The sequence below is a fragment of the Ferruginibacter sp. SUN002 genome, from assembly GCF_050611725.1.
Taxonomy (GTDB): domain Bacteria; phylum Bacteroidota; class Bacteroidia; order Chitinophagales; family Chitinophagaceae; genus Ferruginibacter.
This window is the reverse complement of record NZ_JBODJB010000001.1, coordinates 71,103-90,625: the sequence shown is the minus strand read 5'-3', so window position 1 is coordinate 90,625 and position 19,523 is coordinate 71,103. Positions and strand designations below refer to the sequence as shown.

The 19,523-nt window shown below is 36.6% G+C and carries 21 protein-coding genes; 10 read left to right on the top strand and 11 right to left on the bottom strand.

Annotated elements, in window-relative coordinates:
* Positions 1–109 precede the first annotated feature (109 nt).
* A complete protein-coding gene (locus ACQ33O_RS00385) occupies positions 110–490 on the top strand; it encodes an START-like domain-containing protein (RefSeq protein ID WP_430993558.1) in 381 nt (126 codons plus the stop codon).
* 34 nt (positions 491–524) lie between these two features.
* Here ACQ33O_RS00385 and ACQ33O_RS00380 read toward each other — a convergent pair whose 3' ends face one another.
* Positions 525–1,127, bottom strand: coding sequence for a hypothetical protein (locus tag ACQ33O_RS00380; protein WP_430993557.1), 603 nt, complete (start codon positions 1,125–1,127; stop codon positions 525–527).
* A 50-nt stretch (positions 1,128–1,177) separates the two neighbouring features.
* Between ACQ33O_RS00380 and ACQ33O_RS00375 the strand changes: the two genes are divergently transcribed.
* The 5 genes from ACQ33O_RS00375 to dinB all read left to right on the top strand — a co-directional run bounded on the left by ACQ33O_RS00375 (position 1,178) and on the right by dinB (position 6,053).
* Entirely contained in the window at positions 1,178–2,620 is a 1,443-nt protein-coding gene (locus tag ACQ33O_RS00375) for an LptF/LptG family permease (RefSeq protein WP_430993556.1), read from the top strand.
* A 34-nt stretch (positions 2,621–2,654) separates the two neighbouring features.
* Complete coding sequence (locus ACQ33O_RS00370; RefSeq protein ID WP_430993555.1) at positions 2,655–3,407, top strand: superoxide dismutase; 753 nt, start codon at positions 2,655–2,657, stop codon at positions 3,405–3,407.
* 158 nt (positions 3,408–3,565) lie between these two features.
* Positions 3,566–4,057 carry a 30S ribosomal protein S16 gene (gene rpsP / locus ACQ33O_RS00365; protein ID WP_430993554.1) on the top strand — a complete coding sequence of 164 codons (492 nt, stop codon included), beginning with the start codon at positions 3,566–3,568 and terminating at the stop codon, positions 4,055–4,057.
* 150 nt (positions 4,058–4,207) lie between these two features.
* Positions 4,208–4,723, top strand: a complete 516-nt coding sequence (gene rimM, locus ACQ33O_RS00360) for a ribosome maturation factor RimM (protein ID WP_430993553.1) — start codon at positions 4,208–4,210, stop codon at positions 4,721–4,723.
* A 184-nt stretch (positions 4,724–4,907) separates the two neighbouring features.
* Complete coding sequence (dinB, locus tag ACQ33O_RS00355; RefSeq protein ID WP_430993552.1) at positions 4,908–6,053, top strand: DNA polymerase IV; 1,146 nt, start codon at positions 4,908–4,910, stop codon at positions 6,051–6,053.
* Positions 6,054–6,147: 94 nt separating this feature from the next.
* Here the strand turns inward: dinB and ACQ33O_RS00350 are convergent, their stop codons facing one another.
* Positions 6,148–6,561 (bottom strand): RrF2 family transcriptional regulator, encoded by a 414-nt coding sequence (locus ACQ33O_RS00350; RefSeq protein WP_430993551.1) that lies wholly within the window; start codon positions 6,559–6,561, stop codon positions 6,148–6,150.
* Positions 6,562–6,675: 114 nt separating this feature from the next.
* On the opposite strand from ACQ33O_RS00350, the gene ACQ33O_RS00345 reads away from it, so the two are divergent.
* Positions 6,676–7,314, top strand: a complete 639-nt coding sequence (locus ACQ33O_RS00345) for a peroxiredoxin (RefSeq protein WP_430993550.1) — start codon at positions 6,676–6,678, stop codon at positions 7,312–7,314.
* Between the two features lie 78 nt (positions 7,315–7,392).
* Here the strand turns inward: ACQ33O_RS00345 and gcvP are convergent, their stop codons facing one another.
* Positions 7,393–10,257: an aminomethyl-transferring glycine dehydrogenase gene (gcvP, locus tag ACQ33O_RS00340; RefSeq protein WP_430993549.1), complete on the bottom strand. Its 2,865-nt coding sequence runs from the start codon at positions 10,255–10,257 to the stop codon at positions 7,393–7,395.
* Positions 10,258–10,444: 187 nt separating this feature from the next.
* On the opposite strand from gcvP, the gene ACQ33O_RS00335 reads away from it, so the two are divergent.
* Positions 10,445–10,927 carry a YkgJ family cysteine cluster protein gene (locus tag ACQ33O_RS00335; RefSeq protein WP_430993548.1) on the top strand — a complete coding sequence of 161 codons (483 nt, stop codon included), beginning with the start codon at positions 10,445–10,447 and terminating at the stop codon, positions 10,925–10,927.
* Between the two features lie 4 nt (positions 10,928–10,931).
* Here the strand turns inward: ACQ33O_RS00335 and ACQ33O_RS00330 are convergent, their stop codons facing one another.
* The 7 genes from ACQ33O_RS00330 to parS all read right to left on the bottom strand — a co-directional run bounded on the left by ACQ33O_RS00330 (position 10,932) and on the right by parS (position 16,798).
* The gene (locus ACQ33O_RS00330; RefSeq protein WP_430993547.1) at positions 10,932–12,200 is read right to left on the bottom strand and encodes an MFS transporter; all 1,269 of its coding nucleotides are present in this window, start codon (positions 12,198–12,200) and stop codon (positions 10,932–10,934) included.
* A 61-nt stretch (positions 12,201–12,261) separates the two neighbouring features.
* On the bottom strand, positions 12,262–13,398 hold the full coding sequence (locus ACQ33O_RS00325; protein WP_430993546.1) for a S1/P1 nuclease: 1,137 nt from the start codon (positions 13,396–13,398) through the stop codon (positions 12,262–12,264).
* Between the two features lie 53 nt (positions 13,399–13,451).
* A complete protein-coding gene (locus tag ACQ33O_RS00320) occupies positions 13,452–14,681 on the bottom strand; it encodes an MFS transporter (RefSeq protein WP_430993545.1) in 1,230 nt (409 codons plus the stop codon).
* Between the two features lie 57 nt (positions 14,682–14,738).
* Positions 14,739–15,371: a deoxynucleoside kinase gene (locus ACQ33O_RS00315; RefSeq protein ID WP_430993544.1), complete on the bottom strand. Its 633-nt coding sequence runs from the start codon at positions 15,369–15,371 to the stop codon at positions 14,739–14,741.
* A gap of 40 nt (positions 15,372–15,411) precedes the next feature.
* Positions 15,412–15,894 carry a 2-amino-4-hydroxy-6-hydroxymethyldihydropteridine diphosphokinase gene (gene folK / locus ACQ33O_RS00310; RefSeq protein WP_430993543.1) on the bottom strand — a complete coding sequence of 161 codons (483 nt, stop codon included), beginning with the start codon at positions 15,892–15,894 and terminating at the stop codon, positions 15,412–15,414.
* Positions 15,891–16,346: an RES family NAD+ phosphorylase gene (locus ACQ33O_RS00305; RefSeq protein ID WP_430993542.1), complete on the bottom strand. Its 456-nt coding sequence runs from the start codon at positions 16,344–16,346 to the stop codon at positions 15,891–15,893. Before ACQ33O_RS00305 ends, folK begins: the two co-directional genes overlap by 4 nt.
* Positions 16,343–16,798: a type II RES/Xre toxin-antitoxin system antitoxin gene (gene parS / locus ACQ33O_RS00300; protein WP_430993541.1), complete on the bottom strand. Its 456-nt coding sequence runs from the start codon at positions 16,796–16,798 to the stop codon at positions 16,343–16,345. The genes ACQ33O_RS00305 and parS overlap by 4 nt, the downstream gene beginning before the upstream one ends.
* A 98-nt stretch (positions 16,799–16,896) precedes the next feature.
* Between parS and ACQ33O_RS00295 the strand changes: the two genes are divergently transcribed.
* Together ACQ33O_RS00295 and ACQ33O_RS00290 are read left to right on the top strand one after the other, a co-directional pair.
* Entirely contained in the window at positions 16,897–18,009 is a 1,113-nt protein-coding gene (locus ACQ33O_RS00295; RefSeq protein WP_430993540.1) for an ABC transporter permease, read from the top strand.
* 1 nt (position 18,010) lies between these two features.
* Positions 18,011–18,538, top strand: coding sequence for an SRPBCC family protein (locus ACQ33O_RS00290; RefSeq protein ID WP_430993539.1), 528 nt, complete (start codon positions 18,011–18,013; stop codon positions 18,536–18,538).
* Between the two features lie 3 nt (positions 18,539–18,541).
* Here the strand turns inward: ACQ33O_RS00290 and queG are convergent, their stop codons facing one another.
* Positions 18,542–19,468 carry a tRNA epoxyqueuosine(34) reductase QueG gene (gene queG, locus ACQ33O_RS00285; RefSeq protein ID WP_430993538.1) on the bottom strand — a complete coding sequence of 309 codons (927 nt, stop codon included), beginning with the start codon at positions 19,466–19,468 and terminating at the stop codon, positions 18,542–18,544.
* Positions 19,469–19,523: the final 55 nt, after the last annotated feature.

Genomic DNA, 19,523 nt, shown 5'->3' with positions numbered 1-19,523 from the left:
TCATATGAAAACGACCTAATGGTGAACAAAAAATAGTTGTAAAAATATTTTGTTGCCTCGTTTATTTTGTTATTATTGCATCATTCAAGACAGATTTTAAAATATTGGGATGAGTAAGAAAGTTTTATATACGTTGGAGTACCCGGTTAGATGTTCACCAGCCATACTTTATGATTTTTTAAGAACACCGGCGGGTTTGCAAGAGTGGTTTGCAGATAAAGTTGATGAGAGAGATGGTGTTTTTAGTTTTTCATGGAATGGTGATGATGAGAAAGCGGAGTTGTTAGAAACCGAGCAGGACAAATTTGTGCGTTTCAGATGGTTGCATAATGCCAAAGATGAATATTTTGAATTCAGTATTGATAAATCTGAAGTAACCAATCAAACCATTCTTATCATAAAAGATTTTGCCGATAAAAAAGAAATAAAAGATCAAAGTCAATTATGGGAATATCAGGTAAAAGATCTATTTCATAGATTGGGTAATTAGGTTTAGATGCTTTAGTAAAGCTCTTCTAAAATTTCTAAACGATCTTTACTACCAAAGAAAAGCTTTCTAGCAAAAAGTCAGCTACCTCGTCCCACTGCTCTAACGCAATACTTCTACCGATTTTTACAAATGACTTACGGTGTAGTATAACTGCAAATTCATTTAAAGTATATTCTTTCAAAGAAACGTAATTGTCTTTTTCAAAATGGTGTTGCCAGGGAGTTTCGGCAACGCAAATAGCAAAATCTTTTTCTTGTAAAACAGCAAAATGAGTTATCAAATTGTTCAACATTTCTTTTTGATAGTTACCTGATATCAGCAGGTGTATGCTCATAGATTTTCCCCACCAGAAAAATGTTCTTATTGCAAATGTATTTTCAGGCTCAAAGTATCTTGGATAGTCGAGCATAACGTAGGGTAACAATAGGTAGTTTTCGCCTTTAGAAATTTTGGGTGTGGTTTGCTTTATTTCAGGTGACAGATTGCTATTGTTTACCATGGTTTGCATAGAAATCGATAAGTTTCCAAAAACGTTGTAGACTTTTTCAATGATAGCATGTTTCGTTAAAATCCACTCTCTGTTACAAACCAATTCAAGTTCCTTGGCAGAAAGAGTTATTTTTGTATTTTCAATCATGTTGAAAAATAACAAATTAATCCAAATAACTTATTGGGTTAAGCGAATCAATGAAGAAATTAGATAAACTAATACTCAAATCATTTATAGGGCCGTTTTCAGTAACGTTCTTTATTGCCTATTTTGTTATACTGATGCAGAGCTTGTGGAAGTATGTAGATGATCTTGTTGGTAAAGGGTTAGATACCATTACGGTGCTTAAGTTTTTGTGGTATGCAAGTGCATCGCTTTTGATATTAGTATTGCCTATTGCTATATTGATCTCTTCTATCATGACATTTGGCAATCTTGGTGAAAGATTTGAATTAGTCGCCATTAAATCATCCGGTATTTCTTTATTGAGGTTCATGCGTCCGCTTATGTGGGTGGCTTTACTGCTTTGCGGAATCACTTTTGTTTTTGCCAATTTTATTATACCAAATGCGAATGCAAAATTCAGGGCATTGTATTCGGGTATTCTCATAAAAAAGCCTGCATTGGATCTTAAGGCAGGAACATTTTACACTGCCATCCCGAACTATGCCATTAAGATCGCAAAAAAAGACCCGGATGGAATAACCATTCATAATGTCATCATCTATGAACAACAGAATACATTGCAGGATAATTGCATTATTGCAGAAAAAGGTACCATGCAACTTTCGGCTGATGAAAGATATTTGGAGTTTACCCTGCTAAATGGTTTTCGCTATCAGGAGCGTGGCAGAGCACAGATGCTGGACAGTGCTTCGGAATTTATACGACTTGGATTTACATCATATAAAAAATTAATTGATATTGAGTCGCTTAAATTGTCAACCGCACCGGATAGTATTTACAAACAAGATAGTCGAGCTATGAACATACCGGAACTGAGTAAGCGTATTAAAGATCTTGTTGTAGATAATGACAGCATCAGTAAAGAATTTACTAAAGATGTTAATGAACAATTAGTATCTACAAATGTGGCTGATTCTGTATGGGAAAAAATACCAGCTGTAAAGCCTTCGGCCAATACAAAAAACTTTGCCGATCTTATCCCCGATTCTGTTGAAACAGCAGTTAATGACGGAGCGTTAAGAATTGTAGATAATTTAAAAAGTGTTTTGATGTTTAGTGGTAATGAGTTGGAGGGAAAGAAAAAAGATTTGCGTCACAGTAAGCTAATCTGGCAACAAAAATTTTCTATATCATTTGTGTGCTTAGTATTATTTTTTATCGGAGCACCTTTAGGTTCTATCATTCGAAAGGGGGGGCTGGGAATGCCAATCGTTGTTGCTATTGTATTCTTTTTGCTTTTTCATCTGTTGAATATTTTTGGTGAGAAATTGGCAAAAGATGCGGTTATTCCGGTAGTAGCCGGAGCCTGGTTGCCAGTGTTTGTGTTGGCGCCGGTCGGTATCTTTTTTACATACAAAGCCATGCATGATTCTCAACTGTTCAATAAAGAGTTTTATTACCGTTTCTTTAAAAGGGTCAGATCAATGTTTGGAAACTTACTTGCACGGAAATAGTTTGCTATATTTAGTGTCTTAAAATTTTTTAGTTATGAAAACTTCTTCAAGAAGAAAGTTCATCAGTAATTCTGCTAAAGCAGGATTGGCTGCTGTTGTTGCTACACAAGGATTGAGTGCATTCTTATCATCCTGCTCATCCTCAAAAAAAGCTACAGGTACAACTCCGTTGAAAACCGGCTTTACCCAGCAACCGTTAGCATATGCATACAATGGACTTGAGCCGTGGATCGATACGGAAACAATGGACATACATTACAACAAACATGCAGCATCCTATGCAAAAAATTTACAGGATGCTGCCAGAGATGAAGCGGTGGATATGAATAAGCCGTTGGAAGATGTGTTGTACAATATTTCCAAATACTCTGTAAAAATGCGGAACAATGCAGGTGGTCATTACAATCATGAATTATTCTGGAAATTATTATCTGCTAACACCACCACAAAACCACAAGGTTCTTTATTAGCAATGATCGAAAGAGATTTTGGCTCTTTGGAAACAATGCAAAAAGCTTTTAATGAAGCAGCAAAGAGCAGGTTCGGAAGCGGTTGGGCATGGCTGGTTTATACAGATAAAAAGCAATTGCTCATTTGTTCTACTCCTAATCAGGATAATCCCTTGATGAACATTGCTGAGTCAAAAGGAATTCCTTTGATCGGATTAGATGTTTGGGAGCATGCCTATTACCTGAAATATCGCAATAGAAGGGCTGAGTATATTGACAATTTCTGGAAAATATTGAACTGGAATTATGTTCAGCAACGCTTTGATGTTATGAGATAAAAGCCTCATTATCACGTAAGGATGAGTGGTTTAGCAGCAGCTTAATAAAAATTAACATTGAAATTTGGAGATTGAATCTCATAATAGTAACTTTGCTTTCCTTTTTTAAGGAGATTTAGAAACCCTATTTATTAACACCAAAAAAATTTCTATTTTTTATGGCTGTAAAAATGAGACTACAAAGACATGGCTCAAAGAAGAGACCATTCTACTTCATCGTAGTTGCTGATGGCAGAAGCCCTCGTGACGGTAAATTCATTCAAAAACTTGGAACGTACAATCCTTTAACGGTTCCTGCAACTGTGCAGATCGATCGTCAAAAGGCATTAGACTGGTTGCACAAAGGTGCTCAACCAACTGATACCGTTCGTCGCATCCTTTCTTTCAAAGGTGTGTTGTATTTGAAACATTTACTCCGCGGCGTTAGCCTTGGTTTATTTGATGAAGCTGCAGCAATGCAGAAATTTACTACATGGATGGCTGAGCATGATGCTCACATCGCTAAACGCCAGGGTGCTCATAAAAAAGCACGTATGGAAAGTCGTAACAGACCTGTAGTGAAAAAAGTAGCTGAAGCTCCTGTAGCTGTTGCCGAAGCAGCACCTGCAGAAGAAGCACCTGCAACAGAAGAACCTAAAACAGAAGAATAAGATTGCTTTTGTTACTAAATTCTTGAGTCCTGCTATTATTTAGCAGGACTTTTTTTATTTAGCAAACTTCAAGCTGCAGCCACAAGAGACAAGTAAACGAATTACTTGCTTGTCCCTTGCTACTTGTGGCTTGTAGCTTAACTTTGCAACATGAAAGAATATTTCAAAATTGGTAAACTGGCAGCAAGTTTTGGATTAAAAGGTGAATTGGTTTTACAGCATAGCCTCGGTCAAAAAACTTCACTGAAAGGATTGGAAACTTTTTTTATTGAAGAGGGGAAAGATAATTTCATGCCTTATTTTATTGAATCAACCTCCATAAAAAACGATGCAGAGATCTATATAAAAATTGAAGGGATCGATACCAAAGAAGTAGCCCGTAAACTTACCCCAAAAGAAGTGTGGCTGCTCGAAGAAGATTTTAAAAGGTTCGCTGCTAAAGCCTCTCCAATTTTTATGGTGGGTTTTAATTTAGTCAGCGATGGAAAAGATCTCGGTGAGATCATTGAAGTTATTGAACAACCCCACCAAATACTCTGTACCATCTTATTAAATGGCAAAGAAGCACTTATTCCTATTCATCAGGACTCATTGGAGAAAGTAGATCAAAAAAACAGGAAGGTCTTTGTAACGCTTCCTGATGGGTTGTTAGATATTTATCAATAAAACAACACCCCCTCCGCTCCCTAAAGGGGGGAACTGCAAAGAGAAAAATATTTTGGCAGCGTTAATTATAAAGAAGATTAAACAAAATTAATAACCTAACAAAGGAAAGTCCCTTTAGGTGTTTGGGGTAAATTCCCCCTTTGAGGGGGGATGGGATTGCTAATAAATTTAGTATCTTTATTTTGTGAATGACCCTCAACGTATAATTGCTCATTTCGATCTCGACTCATTTTTTGTGGCTGTAGAGATACTCAACGATCCTTCGTTGAGAGGCAAGCCTGTTATTTTAGGGCATAAAGAAAGAGGCATTGTAACCACCTGTAGTTATGAAGCCAGAAAGTTTGGTGTACATAGCGGTATGCCCGGCAATAAAGCGTTTCAATTATGCCCACATGGTATTTTTATTAAAGGCACTTATGGATCGTACAGTAAATACAGCCGCTGGGTTACAGAGATCATTGCATCCAAAGCTCCGTTGTTCGAAAAAGCTAGCATAGATGAATTTTACTTAGACCTAACGGGAATGGATAAGTTTTTTGATCCGCTGCAATGGACGATCGATCTTCGTCAACAGATCATTGATGAAACAAGGTTGCCTATTTCTTTTGGTATGGCCAGCAATAAAATGGTTGCAAAAATTGCAACAGATGAAGCAAAGCCCAATGGTTATTTGCATATACCATTTGGAAAAGAAAAAGAATTTTTAGCGCCGCTTGCGGTCAATAAAATTCCCGGGGTGGGAGATCATACGTATGAAGTATTGAAATCGATCGGTATAAAAACCATCAGAGATGTAAGTTTACGAACACCGGAAGAATTAGAGGCAAGGTTAGGAAAATGGGGTGTTTCATTATGGCAAAAAAGTCATGGGATCCACACCAGAGAAGTAACACAGTATCACGAAGCAAAATCCATCTCAACAGAAAATACTTTTTTTGAGAATGTGACCGATGTGAATTTTTTAATGAGTGAACTAGTCCGTCAAACAGAAAAGATTGCCTTTGAATTAAGGGAGGATGGTAAAGTAGCAGGATGTATTGCAGTAAAAATTCGTTATCCGAATTTTGAAACAACATCTCGACAAACAACCGTTCCTTATACTTGTGCGGATGATGAGATCATTCCCGTTGCAAAAGAACTCTTTCATAAATTATACAAAAAAGGCACACCGGTAAGGTTAATGGGAGTGCGGTTAAGTGAGTTAACCAACAATGCTGTGCAGACAAATATATTTAGCGATGTTGAAAGGAAAACAGATCTCTACAAAGCAATAGATGATGTGAAGAATAAGTTCGGGAAGGTAAAGTTGAAGAGGGCTTCATCAAGTTAAAAATGAAAAGCTAAAAACTAAAAATGAAAAACTAAAAATAAAAAGTTATGAACTGAGTTTTTCATTTTTCACTATTCATTTTTCATTGAAGCTTTTATTGCTCATCCATCAACTCAGCCAACGTCTTCTTCTCTAATATCTTTAAAGTCGCATCTCTTGTAATAGCCATGGCTTTATTCAAGCCGCAGGTAGCTTCATCACAATCCTTACATTTTTCATAGAAGTTCAAGCTTACACAAGGGATAAGTGCAATAGGTCCTCCCACAAGTCGAATAGCGCTGGCTAACGATATCTTTTTAGGCGATTGAGCAAGGTAGTAACCTCCCCCTTTACCTTTTTTACTTTCTAAAATACCGGCTTGTTTCAATTCAAGCAGGATGGTTTCTAAAAATTTTACAGGAATTTTCTTTTTTACTGCAATATCTGAAATTAGCACAGGCCCCTGTCCGTATTTAGTAGCTAAATAGCCCAAGGCTTTGAGTGCGTATTGAGTTTTTTTCGATAACATGCTATAAAGTTAATATAAAATTCAAAAAAAACCGTTGAAATAAGTCCACTTAATTGGTGGACTATGTTTATATTTGCAGTCCAAATTATTCATAACCATAAATTTTATACAACTATGAGTTTACGTTTAGGGGATATAGCTCCCAACTTTCAGGCAAAAACATCGTTAGGGGAAATAGATTTCTACGAATACTTAGGTGATTCATGGGGAATTTTATTTTCTCACCCTGCAGATTATACGCCTGTGTGTACAACAGAACTAGGTCGTACTGCTGCTTTAAAAGACGAATTTGCAAAACGCAATACAAAGGTATTGGCATTGAGCGTTGATCCGGTGGATAAACACTTAGGCTGGATCGGTGACATCAACGAAACACAAAATTGTAATGTTGAATTCCCAATCATTGCTGATGATGACAGAAAAGTGTCTACTTTGTATGATTTCATTCATCCGAATGCATCTGCAACTGCAACAGTTCGTTCATTGGTGATCATTGGCCCGGACAAAGCAGTTAAATTAATCATCACTTATCCTGCGTCTACAGGAAGAAATTTTGTAGAAGTATTAAGGGTGTTAGATTCATTGCAATTAACTGCTAACTACAGTGTAGCCACTCCGGCTAACTGGGCACATGGCGAAAAAGTAATCGTTGTTCCTGCCGTTAGTACAGAAGATGCGATCAAAAAATTCCCTAAAGGATTGGATATTGTAAAACCATACTTGCGTTATACACCACAACCAAATTTGGATTAATTTTTTTTTTTGAGTTTTATAAAAAAGCCGCTATTGTTTTTTAGCGGCTTTTTTATTTATTATGTTTATCTGCATATTTTACACATAAGCTTCAGTTGGCTCACAAGTACAAACTAAATTTCTATCACCATGAGTATTGTTTACCCTGCTAACACTTGGCCAAAATTTATTTTCTTTTACATACGGTAGAGGAAATGCAGCCTGTTCTCTTGTATAGGCTTTGCTCCACTCATTTGCGCAAATAACAGATTGTGTATGTGGTGCATTTTTGAGCAAGTTATCTTTCTTGTCTACTTTGCCTTCTTCGATATCTTTTATTTCATTGTAAATACCGATCATGGCATCACAGAACCTGTCAAGCTCGGCTTTGTCTTCACTTTCTGTAGGCTCAATCATTAAAGTACCGGCTACCGGAAATGAAAGTGTTGGTGCATGAAAGCCATAATCCATCAAACGTTTTGCCACGTCTTCTGCTTCGATGCCGGCACTTGTTTTGAAAGGACGCAGATCAACAATAAATTCGTGAGCCGCTGTTCCGTTTTTGCCCGAATATAAAATCGGATAGAATTTTTCTAATCTTGCTTTCATATAATTGGCATTGAGGATTGCATACTCTGTTGCTTTGCGAACTCCCTTAGCACCTAACATTTTTATATATGCATAGCTGATCAATAAAATACTTGCACTGCCATAAGCTGCTGCAGAAACACGACCACCAATTTTACCATTGATGGTTGTAGGTAGGAATGGTACAAGTTGTTCTGCAACACAAATTGGTCCAACACCAGGCCCACCACCACCATGGGGTATAGCAAATGTTTTATGTAAATTCAAATGGCAAACATCTGCGCCAATCATACCCGGACTGGTTAATCCAACCTGAGCATTCATGTTAGCACCATCCATATAAACTTGTCCGCCATGTTCATGAATAATGTCGCAAATTTCTTTGATGCTTTCTTCAAATACGCCATGTGTAGATGGATAAGTAACCATCAAAGCAGCAAGGTCATTTTTGTGCTCTTCTGCTTTAGCCATCAGATCTTCGTGATCGATATTTCCGGCTTCATCACATTTTGTAACAACAACTTTCATTCCTGCCATTACTGCGCTGGCAGGGTTGGTGCCATGTGCTGAAATAGGTATCAATACTACATTTCGATGAGCTTCACCTCTTGATATATGGTAGTTTCTGATTGCCAACAAACCTGCATATTCACCCTGTGCTCCACTGTTAGGCTGTAAAGAGGTTGCAGCAAAGCCAGTGATGGTGCTTAAGTAATCTTCTAATTCTTTAATGATCTGTTGGTATCCTTCTGTTTGATTAGCCGGGGCAAATGGATGTAGTTTGCTGAACTCAGGCCAGCTAACCGGAATCAATTCAGATGCTGCATTTAACTTCATTGTGCAGCTACCTAAGCTGATCATGGAAGTATTTAAACTTAGATCTTTATTTTCCAATAGTTTAAGATAACGCATCATCTGACTTTCGCTGCGATGTGTATTAAAAACTGCATGCAGTAAAAAGGCAGATGTTCTTGTTAAATTGCCAGGGATATTTTCCAATACAGCTTCATGATTGAAAAGAGCAGAAGCTGTATCGATATTAATAGATTTTGCAAAAATGTGGAGAATGTTAATGATATCCTGCTGCGATGTTGTTTCATCAATAGAAATACCTATATAATTATCTTTGAAGTAATTAAAATTAATTCCCTCTTGTTGAGCTGATTTTAAAATCAAATCAACATCATCAACCTTTACTTTGATTGTATCAAAATAATATCGGTTTTCATTTTTAAAACCAAGTTCATTTAATTCTGTTGCCAGTGTTTGCGTTAACAAACTCACACGTTTAGCAATATTTTTTAATCCCTCTTCTCCGTGATACACAACATACATAGCTGCCATGTTTGCCAGCAAAGCCTGCGCCGTGCAAATATTGCTGGTGGCTTTTTCACGTCGAATGTGCTGCTCTCTTGTTTGTAAAGCCATACGTAAGCATCTCTTTCCCTGAGCATCTATACTTACACCAATGATCCTTCCGGGAATATTTCTTTTGAATTCATCTTTTGTTGCGAAGAATGCAGCATGGGGGCCGCCAAAGCCCATTGGCACACCGAAACGTTGAGACGACCCAATGGCAACATCTGCACCCAATTCTCCCGGAGGGGTAAGTAAAGTTAATGCTAAAAGATCAGTGGCCATAACCACCATTGCATTCACCGCATGAGCTTTTTCAATGAACTCACGGTGATCGACAACCGAACCATTGCTATCGGGGTATTGAACGATTGCGCCAAAATAGTTTTCGTCCAAAGTTGCAGTGGAGAAATCTCCAAAAACAAGTTCAACACCAATTGGCGTAGCTCTTGTAATTAAAATATCTTTTGTTTGTACAAATATGTTTTCGTCAACAAAAAACTTTGGTGCAGTGATATGATCGTGATCTTTATTTTTATGATTGAACAGCATTGCCATTGCTTCTGCAGCGGCAGTGCCTTCATCTAATAAACTTGCATTAGCAATCGGTAAGGCAGTAAGTTCGCTTACCATTGTTTGGTAGTTCAATAAACTTTCCAACCTACCCTGAGATATTTCTGCCTGGTATGGGGTGTATTGAGTGTACCATCCCGGGTTTTCAAAAATGTTTCTTAGAATAACGCTAGGAGTTATCGTATCGTAATATCCTTGCCCAATATAATTTTTGAAGACCTTGTTTTTTGATGCCGTATTTTTTAATTCTCTTAAATAATCAAATTCGCTTACTGCATCCGGAATGGCCAGATCTTCTTTTATTCTGATAGAATCGGGGATTGTTTTGCTGATCAATTCATCTAATGAATCTATTCCAACAACCGACAACATTTTCTTTGTATCATTTTCATTTGGTCCGATGTGTCTGCCGACAAATTCATTCTGTTGCTTTTCGAATAAATTCATTGTATTAATATTTTTTATATCTATATCGTTTAGCTGTTGGTCTTGTATGATTTGTTTCAATTAAGTAGCCTTGGATTTGGGGGTTATTGAATGGTGCAAAATTACGTTAACACCACAAGATAAAATGCCGATTTGTTCGCTACCTTGCATCTGTGGAAAAGTAGGGTATAACCACTAAAATGTATTTATGAGTGAACATTTGCTAGATAATTGGGAGAAAAAGACCATTGAAAGGCAGAAAGCCTATAAACAGTATCTTAACAGGGCAAATAAAAATACTGTGTTAAGAGCTTTGCCGGAATTGCATGATGAGGCGTTTAGCAAAATTGACTGCCTTCAATGCGGCAACTGTTGTAAAGGCTATTCTCCACGATTTAAAACACCAGATATTAAACGAATAGCGAAACATCTTAAAATGAAAGATGGCGATCTGATCAATACTTATTTAAGGGTTGATGAAGAAGGTGATTATGTAATGCGTCAGGCGCCGTGCTCTTTTCTTGGGGATGATAACTACTGTAGTATTTATGATGTTCGTCCGTCTGATTGTGAACGTTTTCCTTATACTGATGAAGATGTGATCTTAAAAAGGCAGCCATTGACATTAAAGAATTCTACTTTTTGTCCGGCAGTTTATTATGTGCTGGAAAAATTAATAGAAATAAAATAGCTGCTTACTTTTCTAAGAAATTCAAGTCCTTTCCAAAACTTTCTTTTGTGTAATAGCCTGCCCAGATTGCCATTGACATAATGATGAAACCAGTGATACATCCTCCTGTAATATAATCTCCTGTAAGAGAACGGATGCCTTTAAACATTAGTAAGATCAGTGGTAGCCCACCCCGTACCATATTAGGTATGGAGATGGCCGCAGAAGCTCTTAGGTTTATGCCAAATTGTTCTGCAGACATGGTGATGTACAAAACCGAAAACCCTGAGCCAAAGCCTAACCCGGCACAAAGCCAATACATTGTTTGTGCCGATCCGCCATGTTGTGTGAAATATAAAATGATAAATACTGTAAGAATTCCGAAGAAAATAAACAAGGCTTTTTTTCTGCTTTTTAAATAATTACTGAGTAATCCTGCCGTTAGGTCGCCAAAGGAAAGTGCAAAATATTGATACATGATTGCTTTACCGGGATCGATGTTTTCGATACCCATTTCTTTTGCAAACTTATCAGAGAAAGTAATAAGTACACCAATTGCAAACCAAACAGGTAAGCCAATAACAACACCTTTGAGGTATCTTAAAAAACGATCTTTATTATTAAAGAACATCAAGAAGTTTCCTCTTTCAACTGTTGTTTTTTTAATGGCATCGTACATACCGCTCTCAAAAATACTTACACGTAAAAACAGTAGCAAAAGTCCCATTCCTCCGCCAATATAATAGCTTAAACGCCAGTCATGAAAGGTTTGATAAACCAGGTAGGCTGCAACGGCGCCAAATACACCAAAGCTTGTAATGACCGATGCTGCGATACCTCTTTTTTCTTTTGGTAACAATTCAGCAACCAAGGTTATACTTGCACCAAGTTCTCCGGCTAAGCCGATACCTGCAATAAAACGTGTGATAACGTATTGCGGAATCGTTTGTACCATGCCGTTAGTAATATTAGCCAATGAATACAGAAGAATAGAACCAAATAAAACATTTAGTCTTCCTTTTTTATCGCCGAGTATACCCCATAAAATACCCCCGATAACAAGTCCGATCATTTGTACGCTAATAATAAATTCTCCCTGGGATAGCACTTGCTCAGAATTTAAGCCTAAAGCCTCAAGACTGGGTTTGCGTACAATACCAAAAAGCAAAAGATCGTATACATCAACAAAAAGGCCGAGGGCGCCAACAATAACCGGTAATGATAGTACGCCTAATTGTTTGAGTGGCGTAGTGCTTTCAACATATGTGGTAATAGGAGATGTATCTTTAGTCATATAAGCAGGTCGTTGGCGAAAGATAAGTAATTATCTAAAACAATGAATATGCTTTAATGAATTATTGAACAATAATATCGCTTGGACTGCTGACAATAATTTCTACTTTCCCTTTATACTCAACAACCGTTCCTATAACACAAATGTTTTTGTTGTTATAAAGTTCTTCAATAGATGGTTTGAAATTCTTTACATCTTTTGCAAAAACAACAATCGTTAATGGGCTGTTTGGGGCTTTAGCTCCCATATTAATAAAGGTTACATTTTCCAAAGATTTTACACCGAATACTTTTGAGCAAGCCGTAATTTTTTTACCGATACTGGCTGCTGCATCTTTCGCATCTATACCATTTTTGTATTTGGCGGCTAATAGTTTTGCATCAACAGGAGCGGCTTCAGGCGTAAATAATTTTGTCAACATATTTGCAAGTCTTACACCTGCTATCAGTAATTGTCTTTTTACAATGGCAGCACTTCTGTCAACATAAGCATCAGTGATAATATACTCGCTGAAGTCATATACTTTGGGTAATAACGAACGTGATTCTTTCATCCATAAAGCCGGATGAATGCCTTCAATGGAATCAATTTTATTTGCATCCATGCTTTTGTAAAGGGCCATGCAATCTTCAAAAGTGATAGATCTCAGATCAATAATATTCTCATCCCAAAAATGGTGCAGATTTGTTTTTAATGTATCAAGTTGTACCGGTCTTTTGTTACCGCCAAGGTCATCATCATAACCGTTATGTAAAGGTTGACTAAGATCACCCATCAAATGTATAAGAATCAACAGATCCATTTTTATTTGTTCATCACAAAGCACATGTTTGTGTCTTAATTCATTAAAGACCGCAATGATCTTGTTTACGCTATTTTCATCAGTAGAAGGAGCATAAATTACATCTTTCCCAAAATCAATATAGTGCCATGGTTTCATGAAATCATAATCCGAATTGGATCTTTGAATATCCATCCAGTTGGCAGCAGTGTCAATGGGCATTCCGTTTAAAACACTCAATACATTTGCTCTAACTTCAGCGCTTAATAATTGCATGGCAATTTGTCCTACAATAGTGTGTCCTTTCGGGCCCCATGCATTAGCATTTTTAGGTGAGAGCGAAAAAAATAAGACAAGCGCTAAAAAGCCGTGACGCACTAAGCGGCACAATGTTGTGTAGAGGTATGATACTTTCATCTGAGGTTTGTTTCAACTCAAATGTACTCTTTTCTATACTTAAAACGGCCGATTTAATATTCTAATTTCTTTAATGAGGGAGCCTTTATCCAGGTTATGATAACTGTTAATACGGTCATGCTGCCGCCAAATACAACAGACGGGATCACTCCCATTAGTCTTGCCGCAACGCCGCTTTCAAATTGACCTATTTCATTGGATGAATTGATGAACATTGAGTTAACACTGAGCACTCTGCCTCTAAGATGGTCAGGTGTTTTTAATTGAACAATATTTCCACGTACTACCACACTTACACCATCTAATACGCCGGAAATAAATAAGGCAACAAAAGAAAGCCAATACCATTTCGAAATACCGAATACAATGATGCAAATACCAAAACCTGCAACGGCCAACAAGAGTTTAATGCCTTGCCTTTTTTTCATTGGCTTGAGTGTGAGAGAGACCACCATTGCTATTGCGCCGATATCGGTAGCTGCATTCAACCAACCAAAACCAATTGGCCCCACATGTAAAATATCTTTTGCATAAACAGGTACCATCGCCACGGCGCCACCAAACAATACAGCAAAAAGATCTAATGATAGGGCCGCTAAAACTTCTTTCGTTTTAAAAACGAACTGAAGTCCTTCTTTGATTGCCTCGAATGTTTTCTTTTCTTCAGATATACCGGGAGGTTTTTCTTCTAATCTGTTCAATAATATCCAGCCGGAAAATATTAATGCACTGATGATGGCAAATGTACCCGTTACACCTAACCAGGCAATTAAAAAGCCTGCCATAGCATGGCCAATAATACTGCCAACTAGCCAAGTGCTTGAACTTAGTTGCGATGCAGTTGAAAGCAATTCTCTCGGAACCAGTGATGCAATGATTGCTCCAAAACTTGGCCCAGCAAAGGCTCTGATGATTCCTGTAAAAAAGATGATTGTATAAATAAGAACGATGATAAGTTTATCGCCAAATTCATAACGAAACCAGTCTGTAGAACTACCGAGTAGAACAAGTGTACAAACGAGATACAAAAATGTTGTAAAAAGCAACAACATTCGTTTCTCAGACTTATCAATTACATAGCCGGCATACAATGATAATGCGACAGCGGGAACAGCTTCCGCAAGCCCGATCATACCTATATAAAAAGCATCTCCTGTTAATTCATACATCCACCAGGCTACCAATGTACCCATCATGCGTAGCCCCATAATAAATACAAACCTACCCAGAATGAAATTTCTGAATTCAGTGATTTTAAGGGCTGTTAATGCATTTAAGTTCAAGTGTAAAGGTTATTCGGGTGAACAAGGTTGAATGCGAAGTTATTTAAACTATTGCAGTTATGGTAAAGTAAGATAGTGCTGGCCTTCTTCAAATTCGGTATTCAATGCATCTGTTATTACTTTCAGGTGTTCATCATTATTTAAAAAGTCTGCATTTGAAGCATCTACAAAAATGGTTTTTATATTATGCTGTTTTATATACTGTGTGTAAGTTTCCTGCAAGGTGAAAAGATATTCATTGGGAATGCCCTGCTCATATTCTCTGTTCCTTTTTTTTATATTCTCTTGTAATTTGTTTACAGGCGTATGCAGGTATATTAAAATATCGGGTTGAACGATCTGTGGATTGATGATCTCAAAAAGCTTTTGATATAATCTGAATTCTTCTTCAGGCAAATTTACTTTAGCAAACAATAAGCATTTAGTGAAGAGATAATCGGAAATAGTAATATGCTGAAACATATCTTTGGTCTGTAATAATTCTTTCAACTGCTTATAGCGTTCTGCCATAAAGAAGAGTTCTAGCGGAAATGCGTACTGCTCCTGATTTTCGTAAAATTTGGGTAAGAAAGGATTGTCTGCAAACTCCTCTAATATCAGTCGGGCATTATAGTGTTTGCTTAATAAATGCGCTAGCGTGGTTTTACCTGCCCCGATATTCCCTTCTATTGTTACAAAATTGTACTTCATACTTATTGTTGCAAAATAAGTTGAAAGCGTAGTTGAACAATCAAAACTTTTTCACATTCAGGCTGTCTTTACAAATCGTTAATAAGTGGTGAATAGATTTGTTTAATATGGGGTGTTTAAAGTTGGGAGATAACTCATTTAGAGGTATAAGTACAAATTTTCTGTTGGCAATTTCAGGATGTGGTACTATCAGATTTTTTTTATTGATGATTGCTTTTTCGATAAAGAGAATATCAATGTCAATGATCCTTGGAGCATTTTTTATGGTTCTCACTCGACCCATTTTTTCTTCAATGTCAAGAATTTTTTTTATCATTTGCTCCGCAGATAATTTTGATTCCACAATAATTACCTGATTTAAAAAATCCGGTTGGTCGGTATTGCCCCATGCGGCAGTTCGATATAAAGAGGATTGTCGCATTAATTTTCCTATCTCTTTTTGTATATGTTTAATAGCAACAGATAATTGTGTTTTACTGTTGCCCATATTGCTGCCAAGAAGTAAATAGGTTTTTATGATCATATACTAAAGAGTCTTTTATCGGGCCAGAAAGACTTTGTTTTAACAAGTTTTACTTTCTTAAAATCAGGATGTAATGGATTAGCAAGATAATTGTATTCTTCATTTATCACTACTGAGGGGACTTTTAATAGCAACGCTTTGTTTTGTTTGATGAACTCGTCTCCAATATATCTTGTGAATTCAATATCTTCTCTCCAGTTTGATTTTAATTTTTCTAATTTTATTTCAGCGATAGAAGGTTGAGTAGGCAATTGAATATACATTAGATCCAAAGGAATAGCATAATCTTTAAAGTTAGTATTTACCAGCATTTCCAAAACTGCCAAAGAAATAAATTGTGATGTATATAGCATAGGCACGTCTACAGAGTTCCATCTGGCACCCTTTAATTTTGCACCAGTACCACTGATATCATCACTGAATGCGGAGTTGCTGATTCTGTACACTGTCATGCAAAAATTCCATGTTGAATTCTTCCCAATTGTGTTAATACTTTTTCAATGCCATCATAACTTGTAAGCGAATTGAAAGATAAGTTTCCTTCAAGCATATATGGATTACGTTTGATCCAAGCATAAAATTTTTCGACAGAACCGAAAGTGATCTTTGCTTCTTTTAGAACCTTAGCAATTTGCATGGCTCGTTCTGCATTAATAGCAGCAAAGCTTCCATTGTTTTTGGCATAGCGTTGTAAGGTACGTTCGCTGAGGTGCAAAATAGTGGCCCATTCGGCCTGTGAGAAGGGAGCTTTATCGGCAATTTTTTTAAATTCGGCGTATGTGAAATCTTTGGTAACCGGCAGTGTTCTTATGTTTTTAGAAAACACAGGAATAGATTCTTCAGCCTTATTTAAGGCTTCATTCTCATTTGGTTTATACTGCTTTATGACTTTCTTTTTTTTCATACCCGTCATTTGTCTTCAAATTTACGACAAATGTCGCTAATTTCAAATTTTTTTTATCGCTTTTACCAATAACTTTGCCGTCTCAATGTAAAATCTGTATGAAAGGATATAGCCAGTTAAAAGCAATGTTGGCAATAACAAAAGCCAGTGTCAGGGCAATCTTCAGAAGTCCGTCAGCTGTCGTATTTGGATTTGCTTTTCCTTTTATATTCATTCTGGTGTTTGGTTTTATAGGCAATAATGGAGGGGTGCCGGTATATAAAATAGCCTTAGATAAGCATTGCGATACTACAAATGCACTGTACGATTCATTAAAAACAAATAGCCGAATCAAAATTGTACGTTTTGCAGATGATAAAGAATTAAGAGCAAGTTTGGTAAAAGGGAAAATAACTGGAGTGCTTAGTATTGTAAAAAACACGTCACAAATACCGGCTTATACATATTCAATAAAAAGTACTACTGCAAGCGGAGATAAATGGCCACAATTTTTACCGGTTGTAAATGCCATCGTAAATAAGATCAGTAATGAAAAATATGTGAACCGACCAACGTATGCAGTGGCAGATTTTAACTATGAAAGAGATATAGAAAAAATAAGGGAATATAAAACGATCGATTTTATTTTACCCGGACAATTAGGATTCTCATTGTTAAGTTCAGGTGTTTTTGGTGTTGCATTCATGTTCTTTAATCTAAGAAATACATTAGTACTTAAAAGATTTTTTGCTACACCAATTAGTCGTACGTATATAGTTTTGGGAGAAGGTTTGGCAAGAGTACTTTTTCAAATGATAACGGCTGTAGTTATTATTGTAGTAGGAAAGTTTGCATTTGGTTTTACACTGGTAAATGGTGTACAAACTTTGTTTGAAATGCTTTTTTTGAGTTTCGTTGGATTATTGGTTTTTATGGGATTTGGTTTTATTGTTAGTGGCATCGCAAAAAGTGACAGTACTATTCCTCCAATAGCAAATATTATAACATTGCCACAGTTTTTATTAGGTGGTACTTTTTTTAATGCAGATGTTTTCCCAAAATGGTTACAGCCAATATCAAAAGCAATGCCGCTCACGCATTTGAACAATGCCATGAGAGAAGTTGCATTTGAAGGGCAAAATTTATGGGATGTAAGAAATGAAATAGGTATTTTATTGCTGTGGGGTGTGGTAGTTTATGCAGTTGCAGTTAAAGTTTTTAAATGGGAATAATATGCGTTTAGTAAAAGGATTTTTATTTGTTTCAATTGTTTTGTTTTTAGTGATAACATTGTTTTCACTATTAATTCCATCAACTGTAAGGATATCGAGAGCCACTGTTATTAACTGTAGCAAGAGCATTTTATATGATCATTTATCTAATGTTAAAAAATGGCATGAGTGGCATCCGGGATTACAAGCAGATGGTACAGTGCTTGCATATTGCGATGACCCTGCAGTATACAGCGGAAAGTGTTGCGATGTAACTTACATGGGTAAGACAACACATATACGCATTACAACTGCAGATTCTTCATCCATAAAATTTACAATGCAGGCACATGGAGATGATCCTATAGAAAATGAACTAAATATCATTCCTGTTCAGAAGTCTGGTCAGCTGCAGGTAGAATGGAGATCACTTACAAAGCTACATTGGTATCCATGGGAAAAATTTTATGGTATTTTCATCGATAAAATTTACGGCCCGGGTTATGAAACTACACTGGAGAGTTTGAAAAAATATGTAGAAGCCTTATAACTATTATTGTTGTATAAATTGTAGGTTTCTTTTAATTCCCTGCCATTTACTTCTTTTTAAAGGAGAATGTCTGAATATTTTTTTAAAAGATTCCTCCGTTAATTCTTCCCAATCATTAATAGAAAAATTGAGCACTTCACGGATAGGTGTGAAGTTGGCTTCTTCGGTTGATTTTGAAAATCTGTTCCAGGGACAAACATCCTGACAAACATCGCAGCCAAACATCCAGTTGTTAAATTTGCCTTTCATGGTATCGGGGATCAAAGCATCTTTCAACTCAATCGTAAAATAGGAGATGCATTTGCTGCCGTCAATTACTTTATCCGGTAAAATAGCTTCTGTTGGGCAATGATCAATGCAATTTGTACAAGTACCACAATAATCTTTCGCATATGGGTCATCGTAAGCTAATTCAATATCTACGATTAGTGTAGCAATAAAGAAGAAACTGCCACTTTGCTTATTGATAATGTTTCCGTTTTTTCCGATCCAGCCAAGCCCTGATTTTTGAGCCCAGGTTCTTTCTAGCACAGGAGCGCTATCAACAAAACCTCTGCCGTTTATTTCGCCGATATCTTTTCTCAGTAAAAGCAAAAATGTTTTTAATTTTTCTCTGATCACTTCATGGTAATCCTTTCCCAGCGCATATTTGGCTATTTTAGGAGCGTTGCTGTTTTGCTGCTCATTTGGGAAGTAATTTAATAATAATGTAATTACAGATTTGGCGCCGGGTACTAATTTATTCGGATCGGTTCTAAGATCAAAATGGTTTTCCATGTATTGCATATTGCCATGCATACCCTTATTCAACCATTTTTCTAAACGACGGGCATCTTCGTCTAGCCGTGCAGCTTTAGCAATACCGCAATGAGTAAATCCCAGATCGGTTGCTAATTTTTTTATAAAATATTTTTTTTCAGAAATATTCATTATTTACTTTCAGATATATTCAGATTTACTAAATTTAGCGAACATAAAATTAAAA

Excerpts from the sequence above, each read along its gene's own strand:
- ACQ33O_RS00385 (WP_430993558.1), top strand. The coding sequence starts at position 110 with ATGAGTAAGAAAGTTTTATATACGTTGGAGTACCCGGTTAGATGTTCA.
- ACQ33O_RS00380 (WP_430993557.1), bottom strand. The coding sequence starts at position 1,127 with ATGATTGAAAATACAAAAATAACTCTTTCTGCCAAGGAACTTGAATTG.
- ACQ33O_RS00375 (WP_430993556.1), top strand. The coding sequence starts at position 1,178 with ATGAAGAAATTAGATAAACTAATACTCAAATCATTTATAGGGCCGTTT.
- ACQ33O_RS00370 (WP_430993555.1), top strand. The coding sequence starts at position 2,655 with ATGAAAACTTCTTCAAGAAGAAAGTTCATCAGTAATTCTGCTAAAGCA.
- rpsP (WP_430993554.1), top strand. The coding sequence starts at position 3,566 with ATGGCTGTAAAAATGAGACTACAAAGACATGGCTCAAAGAAGAGACCA.
- rimM (WP_430993553.1), top strand. The coding sequence starts at position 4,208 with ATGAAAGAATATTTCAAAATTGGTAAACTGGCAGCAAGTTTTGGATTA.
- ACQ33O_RS00350 (WP_430993551.1), bottom strand. The coding sequence starts at position 6,561 with ATGTTATCGAAAAAAACTCAATACGCACTCAAAGCCTTGGGCTATTTA.
- ACQ33O_RS00345 (WP_430993550.1), top strand. The coding sequence starts at position 6,676 with ATGAGTTTACGTTTAGGGGATATAGCTCCCAACTTTCAGGCAAAAACA.
- gcvP (WP_430993549.1), bottom strand. The coding sequence starts at position 10,257 with ATGAATTTATTCGAAAAGCAACAGAATGAATTTGTCGGCAGACACATC.
- ACQ33O_RS00335 (WP_430993548.1), top strand. The coding sequence starts at position 10,445 with ATGAGTGAACATTTGCTAGATAATTGGGAGAAAAAGACCATTGAAAGG.
- ACQ33O_RS00330 (WP_430993547.1), bottom strand. The coding sequence starts at position 12,200 with ATGACTAAAGATACATCTCCTATTACCACATATGTTGAAAGCACTACG.
- ACQ33O_RS00325 (WP_430993546.1), bottom strand. The coding sequence starts at position 13,398 with ATGAAAGTATCATACCTCTACACAACATTGTGCCGCTTAGTGCGTCAC.
- ACQ33O_RS00315 (WP_430993544.1), bottom strand. The coding sequence starts at position 15,371 with ATGAAGTACAATTTTGTAACAATAGAAGGGAATATCGGGGCAGGTAAA.
- folK (WP_430993543.1), bottom strand. The coding sequence starts at position 15,894 with ATGATCATAAAAACCTATTTACTTCTTGGCAGCAATATGGGCAACAGT.
- ACQ33O_RS00305 (WP_430993542.1), bottom strand. The coding sequence starts at position 16,346 with ATGACAGTGTACAGAATCAGCAACTCCGCATTCAGTGATGATATCAGT.
- parS (WP_430993541.1), bottom strand. The coding sequence starts at position 16,798 with ATGAAAAAAAAGAAAGTCATAAAGCAGTATAAACCAAATGAGAATGAA.
- ACQ33O_RS00295 (WP_430993540.1), top strand. The coding sequence starts at position 16,897 with ATGAAAGGATATAGCCAGTTAAAAGCAATGTTGGCAATAACAAAAGCC.
- ACQ33O_RS00290 (WP_430993539.1), top strand. The coding sequence starts at position 18,011 with ATGCGTTTAGTAAAAGGATTTTTATTTGTTTCAATTGTTTTGTTTTTA.
- queG (WP_430993538.1), bottom strand. The coding sequence starts at position 19,468 with ATGAATATTTCTGAAAAAAAATATTTTATAAAAAAATTAGCAACCGAT.